We start from the raw sequence: 11,529 nt of genomic DNA, 5'->3' as shown, positions 1-11,529 counted from the left end.
TGGCCTGCCGCTCCGCCGAGCGCAATCATAATCTGCTCCTCAAGATAGTCTTTCGTGTACAGATACTGCTCCTGCTGCGGGTTATGCCGCACATAGCCGAGCGCCTGACCGCGCGGAGTGAGTGTTACCTGACTAACGCTGCCCGGACGCAGAAGCTCGGCCATAATGGCATGCCCCAGCTCATGGATCGCTACCCGCTTCTTCTCTTCGTGGTTCGTCTCTCGGTCCGTCTTCTCGCCCATCATGACCTTGTCGATCGCCATTGCCAAATGGCGGTCCTCCACTTGGGTCAAATTATCGCGCATCATATAGATCGCGGCTTCGTTCATAACGCTTTCTAGCTGGGCGCCGGAGAAGCCGTAAGCTTCCTCTGCAACTTTTTCCAAATTGATATCGGGATGAAGCGGCTTGTTCTTGGCGTGCAGCTCTAGTATCGACTTGCGGCCTTTTTTGTCGGGCATGTCCACTTGAATATGGCGGTCAAAGCGCCCGGGACGCAGCAGCGCAGGATCAAGCATCTCCTTACGGTTCGTAGCGGCGATCAGCAAAATGCGCGGAGTTTCCGAATTGTAAATGCCGTCCATCTCGGTCAGCAGCTGGTTAAGCGTCTGGTCGTACTCCCGCTGCTGCCCGCCTTCCCGCTTGCCGCCGATGACGTCGATTTCATCGATGAAAATAATGGCGCTCTCCCGATTCTCCTTAACGGCACGGGTGCGGGCGTCCTTAAACAGATCGCGGATACGCCCTGCGCCGACACCGACATACATTTCTACAAACTCACTGCCGGAAGCCGCCACGAATACCGAGTTCGTGTAATGGGCCGCAGCCTTCGCCATCAGCGTCTTGCCCGTCCCGGGAGGGCCGGTAAGAAGAATCCCTTTAAGCGGACGAATCCCGAACTTGCTGATTTCTTCATGCCGGATTAGAAAATCGAGCGCCTCGCGCAGCTCCTGCTTCGCGTTATCCTGGCCTCCGATTTCTTCAAACGTCAGCTTGGCCGGCCCGTTCTTCTTGCGTTTCTTCTCCGCACCAGCATTTACGGCAATGCCGCCGCGCATATGGGTGATGACGAGCAGAGCGCCGACCATGGCAGCCGCAACGATAATAGGTACGATATTAATCCCCAGAAAAGCCAGAAAAATCAGCAGCACCGGCACAAATCCGATCAATACTTCTTTGCTCCATTTAGGCATTATTCCATACCCCCATCGTTTCAGGCTCGCGCGGCAAAATAATAAATTTGCTCTCTTTGCCGTCCGACAAACTCACATAGACATTCTTGTCGTCTATTTCTGTTGTAACGGTAACATTCTTATATTGGGCGGACAGCTCTTTCAGCGTCTCCGGAATAACCGTATATTTACGGCTCTCCATTGCCTCAGCGACGGAGAACAGCGCTTTATCCCAATAATCGTCCAGCACTTGGCTCGAATGCTCATCCACATCAAGCTTAACCGTCCGGTCTCCGATTATGGACTTGCCTTCGGTATTTATATATTGAACCAGTTCACGAAGCTTCGTGCCCGGCTGCAAATCAAGTTTCAAAGTTACTTCATTGCGGTTAATGGTAATATGGGATTGCTTCACACCCTCATAACTGCTGACCATCTTCTCAAGCGGTTCCTGAACGGCAAACTCACGGTACAAAAACCACCCGCCGAATAGAAGCGCAGCAGACAGGAGTGCAGTCAATAATACTGGCATTAGACGAAGTTTCAAACAACGTCCTCCTCTCTAATGATGTCAGTCTTTATTCTCTTCAAGCAGCGTAACCTAGCGTCATCCGAGACCCGCATGCATCTTGGCATGCCCCGATACAACTAGTAGTATATCATAGGTGTATATACTAGAACGAATCAAATGTGAATAATATTTAAAATTTTACTTTCTATTTTCTGCCTATCATCATATAAAAATAAAGAACCAGCCATCCTGTTAAGGGTGTAGCTGGTTCTTCGTATTACGCCCCGTTAACGATTGGGCAGGCTGTAGCCGTCGCCGATCTGCTCGCCGTCCGAGAAGCGGTAGAACCGGTAATAGTAGCGGTCCCCGTCTTGATAAAAAAGCTGCCAGGCGTACTCGCTGTTATAGGCGCCGGGAAGCAGACGCTTGATCTTGATCCCGGGAATCTGCGCTGCGATCATCTGCCGCATTTTTTCCTCGGAGACTCCCTGAGACAGCTCCTGCGCATGCACGGCGTTTTCTCCTTGCGCTGGCTTGCCGTCAACAGTAAAACGTACCCACACCATCATGCCTGCGCCGGTCTTGTTTTTGCCGGTAATCACCCAATAAATGGAGTTCTCATCCCATACCGATTTCTCCGCTTTATCAATCTCGGTTAGACCCGCCCCGTTAATCGCCGCGGCTTCGGCTGCGCTGCGCTCGCTCCATTGATCCTTCAGCACGTAGGCAAAAAATTGATATAATCCGAACAGAAGGAGCAGGGCCAGAAACACCCCGTAAAAGATCCATTTTCTCCTTTTTCTCAACGTGCAGCTCTCCTTCTTAGGAAGAAACCTTACCTCCGTCCCAAAATGACGAGGCTGTTGTTTCCTTTGTTCCAGTAGTCGTACAGGCTGTCAGCGGAAGCTCCATAAATTTACCGATTTAGCAGTCCCTCGAAAGCTTCCTGGGCCTTGCGGCGGATCGCCTCTTCGTCCAAGGTCAGACATTCCCCGTGCTTAATGATCTGCTTGCCGTCAACCCATACATGCTCTACGTCCTTGGCACTCGCCGAGTAGACGGAATGGGATATCAGATCCGTATGCGGCAGCAGATGCGGCTGGTCAATATCGATGGCGATAAAATCGGCCTTCATTCCCGGCGCGAGCCGGCCCACTTGATTAAGGAATACAGACTTAGCTCCATACTCCGTAGCTATACGCAGGGCCTCGCCTGCCGGAACCGCCGTCGGATCACCGGACACACCTTTATGAATCAGCGCAGCCAGGCGCATCTCCTCGAACATATCCAGGTTGTTGTTGCTTGCCGCGCCATCCGTTCCGAGCGATACCGTAACACCGGCCTTCAGCAGCTCGGGAACGCGCGCCACACCGCTCGCCAGCTTCAGATTGCTCCCCGGATTATGCGCGACGCCAACCTGATTGCGGGCAAGAATTTCGATTTCCTCATCGTTCAGATGGACGGCGTGCGCCACCAGCGACGGCCGGGTGAACATCCCGAGCTTCTCCAGATGGGCAACGGGCCGGAGGCCGTAATCCGTAATATTTTGCTCCACTTCACGCCGCGTTTCCGACATATGCGTATGCATAGGCAGGTCGAGGTCATGAGCCGCCTGAACGAATTTTTCGATATAATCCGGAGGACACGTATACGGCGAATGAGGCGAAATCATGGCGGTAATCCGCCCGTTCGCAGCGTTATGCCATTTTTTCGCAAAAGCAACCGCTTCCGCAAGCTTCTGATTCTGCACCTCAGCCGGGCACAACCCGATAACGCCGCGCATCAGAACGGCGCGTATTCCGGATGCTTCCGCCACCTCAGCCACCCGGTCCATATGATCATACATATCGAGAAACGTCGTTGTACCGCCCTTGAGCATTTCCAGCACCGAAAGTGCGGTTCCCCAGTAGACATCGTCTCCGGTGAATTTTCCTTCCATTGGCCACATTTTTTCCTGAAGCCATACCTGAAGGGCCAGATCGTCTCCATAGCCGCGCAGCAGCGACATCGCCGCATGCCCATGCGTATTGACAAGCCCGGGCAGGAACAGCAGGCGGTTACCTTCAATGACAGGCACGTCTTCTTCAAGAACAGGCGGTTCTTCCCCTATGTACGTAATCAAATCGTTATCGATTACCATATATCCTTCAAGAACAGGCTTATCCGCGCCAGGTACGGCAAATTTGCCATTTCGGATCATCCATTTAGTACCCATGCTCTTCTTCGTCCTTTCCTTCATGCAGATAGTAAGCCAGACTTTGCAGGTCGGTTGTAAAGTCCGCCGCATGCACGCGAATCTCGGGCGGCGTCTTCAGAATAACCGGAGCGAAATTCAGGATCGCTTCAATGCCGGATCCGATAAGAATATCCGCTACTTTTTGCGCCTCCTGCTCGGGTACGGTAATAATGCCTATGCGAATACCCTGCTCGCGTACGGTACTTGCAAGTTCCTCCATAGGCTGAACGGTCAGCGTATTGATCTTGGTCCCGATCTTCGGCGGGTAGGAATCAAAGACGGCCGTGATTTTCATTGTGTCTTTCAGATAAATATTGTAGTTGGACAGCGCCTGACCCAGATTCCCGGCTCCTACCAGAACAACATTAATCTGCTGGTCCAGCTTCAGGATGTGGCGGATTTTTTCGATCAGGTAGGGTACGTCATAACCAATACCCTTCCTGCCGAAGTCGCCAAAATAGGCCAAATCCTTGCGGATTTGCGCAGGATTTAAATCCAGTCGCTGTCCGAGTTCTTGAGAAGAAACGGTGGCGATTTCGCGATTTTGCAGGTCGTTCAAAAAACGCAGATACACTGGCAATCTGCGGACGACGGCCTCTGATATTTTATCCGATTTCATGAGTTCTCCTCCTACATTTTAAATAGAGGACCCTCCCAAACCCTCCCTAAAAGGGAGGGCCCCAAGGGCTGCCGCCCTCTGGACACCCGCTAACGGCAAATTGGCGTCCGGCAAAAGTTGGGCGGGACCTTGATCAGTTGGATGAAGGATCGCTTTTCGTCCCTGACGGGACACGCTTGACTATTGGTGGAATCTACTTACAGTATAACCCGCAAAAAGATTAAAATCGGCTGATCGGCCTATGTTGTACAATGGCCGATCGAAGTGCGGTAAGGCAAAAGCTCTGATTGGCCTATGTTAGACAATGGCCGATCGAAGCTTCCTTTTAGGATGCGCCGTCTTGCTGTAGCCATTCGGCGATGCGGGGGACCATTTGTTCCGTCGCCATATGCTCCATTTTAGGTCCCGGCAAGGAATACAGGAAATACTTTCCGTAATAAGATTCGATGACTCTGGTATCATATACAATAACTATGCCGCGATCCTGCGCGGTCCGTACAAGGCGGCCGAAGCCCTGCTTGAAACGGATGACGGCCTGAGGCACGGACAGCTTCATGAACGGATTCTTCTTCTGTGCCTGCAACAGCTCGGCCTTAGCCTCCGCGAGCGGATGGTTAGGCGGCTGAAAAGGCAATCTGACGATTGCCAGACAGGTCAGCGCGTCACCGGGAATATCGACGCCTTCCCAGAAGCTGCTCGTTCCCAGCAGGACGGAAGCGGAATTCTCCTGGAACCGGCGGAGCAGCTTGCTCCGGCTTCCTCCTTCAACGCCTTGGCCCAGCACGGCGATCTCCTCGGGCGCGAGCGCCTCCTTAAGAGGATCGTACACCTGCCGAAGCATCTTATATGACGTGAACAGCACAAGCATGCGCCCGCGAGTTGTCACTGCGGCTTCAGCCAGGGAATGAACGAGCATATCGACAAACCGAGCGTCGCCGACGGTTCCTTTCACGCTTGGAAAATCCCGCGGAATGACCAGCAGCGCCTGATCCCGGTATTTAAAGGGAGAAGGAAGCTGCACGGTCGATAACTTTCCTTCCTCCTGGGCTTCGTTCAAACCCAGATTGTCGATCATATACTGGAACGATTTATCGACGGACAAGGTTGCCGAGGTTAGGATGGCGCTTTTTTTCTTATCAAAGAAAAGCTCCTTCAGCAGCGTACTGACATCGACGGGCACGGCATACAGCTGCAGGGATTTGCCGCGATAATTTCCATTTGCCTCCAGCCAATATACTACATTTTCGTCATTCATGCCCATAAAAAAGCGCACTTGCTCGCGGATATCGGCCAAATCTTTGAACAGACCTCCGATATCGGTTACAAGGCTGTCGGCTGACGACTGACCTTCCTGGTCGCGCATTTCGGCAAGCATTTTGTCCCCTTTGCGTATAATATCGCTTAAAGACAAATTTAGTGTGCTCTCCAGTGAAGTAAGCTCTTCCCAACCTTTCGGCTTCTTGGCAGGCAGGAGGCGGTGAACCAGCTGCCCCGCTTCTCCCGCCGAGTCGGCCCGTTCCGGTATCAATGCGTACAGCTTATCGCTGAGCAGATCCCATGCCTCTTTTACGGTAAGGAGGTCGGGGTACAGCCGGTCGATGATCCCGCTCCACTCAGCCGCCTGCTCGCTGCCCGAGCTTTGGAGGATCTGCCGGAGCGCGGGCAATTGGCCGGTGCGGCTGTCTTTATACAAGCGGTTCAGCGTATGGGAGACGGTAAAATGCTTCATATGCATGCCCAGGTGCTTCCCGGCCACTTCCTCCAGTTGATGCGCCTCGTCGATCACAAGGTACTCGTAGGCAGGAAGCAGCTGATGGCCCGCTTTCATGTCGGCAAACAGCTTTGAGTGATTCGTAATGACCACATCGGCATTGCCCGCCTCCTGCTTGGCGCGATGGTAATAGCATTTGCGGAACCACGGGCAAGATCTTCCCAGGCAGGAGTCCGTATCACTTGCCACCGTTTCCCAGAAATCACCGCCCCGGCCGCTTAAATTCAGCTCTTCGTCGTCGCCCGATTCGGTCTGGGTAAGCCATACGATCATTTGCGCCGAGGTTAGAGTATCCTCTCTCGGTGAAGTGTAATCCTTCTTATTTATTTTATGTTCAAACTTGCGCAGACACAAATAGTGTCCCCTTCCCTTGAAGACGGCAGCCTTGAACGGAAACGGAACGGCTTCGGTCAAGAGTGGGATATCGCGCTCGCGGAGCTGATCCTGAAGATTGATCGTATGGGTGCTCACCATTACCTTTTGTCCCGTGCGGACGCTCTGGTAAATAGCTGGAAGCAAATAGCCGAGCGATTTGCCGGTCCCGGTGCCCGCCTCGATTAGCAGATGCCTCTCTTCTGCGAGCGCCTTGATCACTTCGCCGAACATAATTTCCTGGGCCTGCCGGCTTTCGTACTGAGGCAGGATGCTCCGTAGCCGATCGGTAATCTCGTTCAAGTAAGCCTCAAACGACATCTGCTTTAGCGGATTGTCGCCGTCCTCGCGCGGTGGAGCCAGCTCCGTCCAATCACCCACGGCTAACGCAAGCTGGCGGTAAAAATTAAGATCACCTTCGGGCTGAAAGGCTTCCAGCTCGCGCTCGCTCAGCAGGCCCTCAAAAAACCAGCTTAGATCGCTGTCCTCACCGGCAAACAGCTCAGTCAGACGCTGCACCGTAAGCAGAGGCAGGCTGTACAGCTCATCCAGACATTTCAGCAGTACGAGCGCTGTCGCCAGCGCGTCGCTGTCCGCCTGGTGCGGACGTTCATGCTGAAGCCCGAAATGGGAGCTGACGTTTCCAAGCTGGTAGGAGGTGAGCGATGGAAAGCAGATTTTTAAAAAATCGATCGTATCGAGAATACGGCCCTGAAACGGCAAATAACCGCACCGGTCCAGAGCGTTCTGAAGAAAATGAAAATCGAAAGCGACGTTATGCCCGACAAGCACGATATCATTCAGAAGAGGCACCAGTTCCATCATCATCTCTTCCAGTTCGGGCGCGTCCTGCACATCGCTGTCTGTAATGCCGGTTAAGCCGGTAATAAAAGGGGGGATCGATCCTTCGGGCTTGACGTAGGAGCCGTACACACGCGAAATGGACCGGTCTTCTTCTATAATGGCAAGTCCGACCTGGATAATTTCACCTACGGACTGGGTTCCCGTCGTTTCAAAATCAAGCACCGCAAATTTCATGATGTATTCTAAACCCTTTCATTTGAGACTCTTAATCAGCATAACAGAAGTTGCGAAAAAAGGCGATGCACACCGCCGGAAAGCAGCAGCTGCATCGCACCAAATTTAACGCCTGATTATTATAATAGCGAAACCAGTTGAGAACCGAACTGAAGCTCGCCTCTGCCGCGCCTGCAGACCTCCAGATTAGCGTCTGGCTCAGTCAGCGCCGGATCGTACTTCAGCGCCAGCCCGAACAGCTCCTTAGCTTCGTCGAACCGGCGGCCCGACGCGGCAATGCAGCCCACGGCATTATACAGATGCGCCTTCAGCTTGCGGCTCTTAACACGGGGCAGCATATGTTCCAAGTGAACCCGCGCCGCGAGGGCTTCGCCCTGGTGAAGATGGGACATGGCCAGGTACAGGCGTGCCGCCAGATTGTCGGGATAATGAGAAATGACGGCGCTGAACTGCTCGATGCATTTCGGGAACATCAGCAGCTTGTAATACCCTTGACCGCGCGCAAAATTCTCCATCTCCATTCCGGAGGCTTCCCCGCTAAGCGGCGTCTCCGGTTCCGGCTCCTCAGTGAGCTCCATTTTCTGGCGAAACAGACTGAGTGCTTCCGCAAAGGCCAGCCATTCATCCAGCGCTTCGTCGCTAAGCTTGCGGAGCATACGGTATTTGCCTAAAAGCTCATGCCGCTTTACCCCCTGAGCCTCCGGCAGCTGTCTGGCGATATCGGAGAGCATTTCGTTCATTTCGGCATACATCTGTTGAAACATAGGAGCCATCCCTCCTTGCGAAAATGAGATCAGTGCAGCTTGCCTGACTTCATTGTTCGCCCGGAGCCCGCCTTTCATGCGTGGCAGTCATTGCATGGTCCCGCGCCCGGCAGCCAGATCAGGCAATCGTCGCGTGAAGCTCCTTATTGTCAAGCTTAACGGGACGGTTATTCTCGTCCACAAACACCACCGTGGGCTTATGCTCTTCAAGCTCTTCCCCGGACAGCATCGCATAGGAAATAATTATGACCGTATCGCCGGGCTGAACAAGCCGCGCCGCCGCACCGTTCAGACAAATGACGCCGCTGCCCCGCGGACCCGGTATAACGTAAGTTTCCAAACGCGAACCGTTATTGTTGTCCACGATCTGCACCTTCTCGTTCTCCAGCAGGTCTGCGGCTTCCATCAGATCCTCGTCGATCGTGATGCTGCCGACATAATTCAGGTTGGCTTCGGTAACCGTCGCCCGGTGGATTTTCGATTTCATCATATGTCTATACAAGCGCTGCGACCTCCTTCGGCGTAAAGATAATATTGTCGATCAGGCGCGTACGGCCGAACCGGACGGCCAGCGCCATAATAATCTCCCCTTCGGCTCTGTTAAGCGGGAGGTTTCCTTCAAGTGGTTCAAGCGCCGGAAATGTCAGGATTTCCGCGTAATCAATGTCGGCAAGCGGCGAGCTGGAAATGATTGATGTCAGCAGCTCCCGGACTTCATCGGTCGTAGCCGCGCGCCCTTCTTCCACGGCTTTACGGGCCTCCTGAAGCGAGCGGGACAGCACCAGCGCCTGACGGCGCTCTTCAGCCGATAAATAAACGTTGCGGGAGCTGAGCGCCAGCCCGTCTCTTTCACGGACGATGGGGCAAGGGATGATCTCCACATTCATGTTCAGGTCATCCACCATTTGCCGAAGCACTGCCACCTGCTGCGCGTCCTTCAGTCCGAAAAAGGCGTATTCGGGCTGCACCATATTAAACAGCTTGGCGACCACGGTTGTCACTCCGTCAAAATGGCCCGGGCGCGAAGCCCCGCATAATTTTGTCGTCAGTGAGGACACCGCAATTTTGGTTCGGGTGGGCCTAGGATACATAACCTCAACCGACGGAATAAACACAATATCTGCGCCCTCGCGTTCCGCAAGCTCCAAATCCCGCTGCTCATCGCGCGGATAAGCTTCATAATCCTCATTCGGTCCGAATTGAATCGGATTGACAAAAATGCTCAGGACAACCGTACCGCATATTTCTCCCGCCCGCCGCAGCAGGCTTGCGTGACCGTCATGCAGATAACCCATCGTCGGAACCAGCCCGACTGGCCCCTGTCCGGTGCGCCGCATAAATTCGATGGTTTCCCGAAGCTGTTCTACCGTTCTAACGACTCTCATTATGATCTCGCTCCTTTTCCGGCCGCGCCGTACAATGATTCCAGCACACTCTCATCCGCGCCGAACGCATGGCCTGCTTCCGGGAAGGCGCGCTGTTTGACTTCCTGCACATATTGGCCGAGCGCGTCGCGGATAATACCGCCGACATCGGCATATGTCTTCACAAAGCGTTTCTCCTTGTAAGGCGAAGCATACCGCAGCACATCGTGGAACACGAGCACCTGTCCGTCGCAGTAGCGTCCCGCTCCAATTCCAATGGTCGGAATGGTAAGCTCCTTCGCGATCGCCTCAGCCACTTCCTCGGTCACCAGTTCCAGCACGATGCCAAAGGCGCCCGCCTTCTCAAGCGCTCTTGCCTCATCCATAAGCCGCTGCGCATCCTGGGCATCCTTGCCCTGCACCCGGTATCCGCCAATTGTGTTTACCGACTGCGGTGTGAGCCCGATGTGGCCCAGTACCGGCACTCCTGCGGAAACGATGGAGGACACGGTTGAACATATTTCAAGCCCGCCCTCCATCTTGACCGCATGGGCATGTCCTTCCTGCATGAGCCGGCGCACATTCTTCAGGGTCTCGTCGATGCCGCCGTGATACGTCATAAACGGCATATCCGCCACAATGAACGTATGCTCCGCTCCCCTGGCGACCGCCCGGGTGTGGTACACCATGTCGTCGATGGTGACAGGCAGCGTCGAGTTGTATCCAAGAACGACATTGCCGAGCGAGTCGCCGACAAGGATTATATCGACGCCGGCCTCTTCGGCCAAGGCGGCCGAAGGGTAGTCATACGCGGTCAGCATGCTTAGCGGCACGCCTTCCGTCTTCATTTTTTTCATTTTCACAATGTTCAGTGCTTGTTTGTTAGCCATTCCCTTTTCCCCTTTTGCGAGTCCCCGCGCTTACTTTAGCGCAAACAAAAAAACCTTTTAGCGTATCCGCTAAAAAGGTCCGAAGGGCAAAAAAGAGTCACTCGCGATCGTCCCTTCTGTCTCGGTCCTTGCGGCTCAGAGCAGAATCCAACGTAACCGTTCATTACAGTTATGAAGGTATAAACAAAAGCAGCTTTGCTATGCCAAGAGTGCAGTTCTTTACGCAGATACCGCCTCTTGCGATCAGTATAACAAATCTGCGGGACAATTACACGAGCTAAATGTGACAAGGTATGGTATTTTATATTAGCGTGATTTCGCCGGAAAAAACACTCGTCACCGATCCATTGTCCTCCCGAAGCAGCAGCCCGCCGTCCTCGCCGAGTCCTACAGCCATCCCTTCCAGCCAGCCCCGGGGCGTCTCCAGCCCAATCCTTCGGCCAAGGGTAACCGACTGCTCCTCCCATAGCCTGGCGATCGGTTTCAGGCCTTGCTCTATGTACAGCCTATAATGGTATTCCAGCTGCCGCAGCAACTCTGCGGCCAATTGCTCGCGGTTAACAGGCATGCCGCCCTCAATCAGCAGCGATGTCGCAATATCGCGAAGCTCAGCCGGATAGTCTTCCTCCGACAGATTGGCGCTGATGCCGATCCCGGCGATGGCATACTGCAGACCTCCAGGTCCGGCGCTGGATTCCAGCAAAATGCCGCACAGCTTTCTGCCCCGGGCCAGAAGATCGTTCGGCCATTTGATGCCTGCTTCGACACCGGTATACTTACGGATGGCGGAGC

General features: G+C 53.9%; 11 protein-coding genes. All 11 read right to left on the bottom strand.

Translation table 11 applies throughout. The features are described 5' to 3' along the window. A partial coding sequence (locus tag L691_RS0113135) for an AAA family ATPase (protein ID WP_025690970.1) occupies positions 1-1,193 on the bottom strand: 1,193 nt, incomplete at its 3' end. After that, complete coding sequence (locus L691_RS0113130; protein WP_025690969.1) at positions 1,186-1,719, bottom strand: hypothetical protein; 534 nt, start codon at positions 1,717-1,719, stop codon at positions 1,186-1,188. The genes L691_RS0113135 and L691_RS0113130, both read right to left, overlap by 8 nt. A 251-nt stretch (positions 1,720-1,970) precedes the next feature. Further along, entirely contained in the window at positions 1,971-2,489 is a 519-nt protein-coding gene (locus tag L691_RS0113125; RefSeq protein ID WP_025690968.1) for a cell wall elongation regulator TseB-like domain-containing protein, read from the bottom strand. A 110-nt stretch (positions 2,490-2,599) separates the two neighbouring features. Beyond that, on the bottom strand, positions 2,600-3,898 hold the full coding sequence (locus L691_RS0113120) for an amidohydrolase (RefSeq protein WP_025690967.1): 1,299 nt from the start codon (positions 3,896-3,898) through the stop codon (positions 2,600-2,602). Next, the gene (locus L691_RS0113115) at positions 3,888-4,538 is read right to left on the bottom strand and encodes a redox-sensing transcriptional repressor Rex (RefSeq protein ID WP_025690966.1); all 651 of its coding nucleotides are present in this window, start codon (positions 4,536-4,538) and stop codon (positions 3,888-3,890) included. The genes L691_RS0113120 and L691_RS0113115 overlap by 11 nt, the downstream gene beginning before the upstream one ends. Positions 4,539-4,863: 325 nt before the next feature. Beyond that, on the bottom strand, positions 4,864-7,719 hold the full coding sequence (gene dinG, locus L691_RS0113110) for an ATP-dependent DNA helicase DinG (protein ID WP_025690965.1): 2,856 nt from the start codon (positions 7,717-7,719) through the stop codon (positions 4,864-4,866). Between the two features lie 119 nt (positions 7,720-7,838). Beyond that, positions 7,839-8,483 (bottom strand): tetratricopeptide repeat protein, encoded by a 645-nt coding sequence (locus tag L691_RS0113105; RefSeq protein ID WP_025690964.1) that lies wholly within the window; start codon positions 8,481-8,483, stop codon positions 7,839-7,841. Positions 8,484-8,601: 118 nt separating this feature from the next. Continuing rightward, positions 8,602-8,985, bottom strand: coding sequence for an aspartate 1-decarboxylase (gene panD / locus L691_RS0113100; RefSeq protein ID WP_025690963.1), 384 nt, complete (start codon positions 8,983-8,985; stop codon positions 8,602-8,604). Then, on the bottom strand, positions 8,978-9,868 hold the full coding sequence (gene panC / locus L691_RS0113095) for a pantoate--beta-alanine ligase (protein WP_025690962.1): 891 nt from the start codon (positions 9,866-9,868) through the stop codon (positions 8,978-8,980). Before panC ends, panD begins: the two co-directional genes overlap by 8 nt. Next, positions 9,868-10,737, bottom strand: coding sequence for a 3-methyl-2-oxobutanoate hydroxymethyltransferase (panB, locus tag L691_RS0113090; protein ID WP_025690961.1), 870 nt, complete (start codon positions 10,735-10,737; stop codon positions 9,868-9,870). The genes panC and panB overlap by 1 nt, the downstream gene beginning before the upstream one ends. 301 nt (positions 10,738-11,038) lie before the next feature. Next, positions 11,039-11,529 (bottom strand): biotin--[acetyl-CoA-carboxylase] ligase (locus tag L691_RS0113085; RefSeq protein WP_025690960.1); only part of this gene is annotated, 491 nt, incomplete at its 5' end.

Origin of the sequence: Paenibacillus zanthoxyli JH29, from assembly GCF_000520715.1 — a bacterium.
In the GTDB taxonomy this organism is placed as follows: Bacteria; Bacillota; Bacilli; order Paenibacillales; family Paenibacillaceae; genus Paenibacillus_AQ; species Paenibacillus_AQ zanthoxyli.
This window is presented reverse-complemented; position numbering and strand designations above follow the sequence as displayed.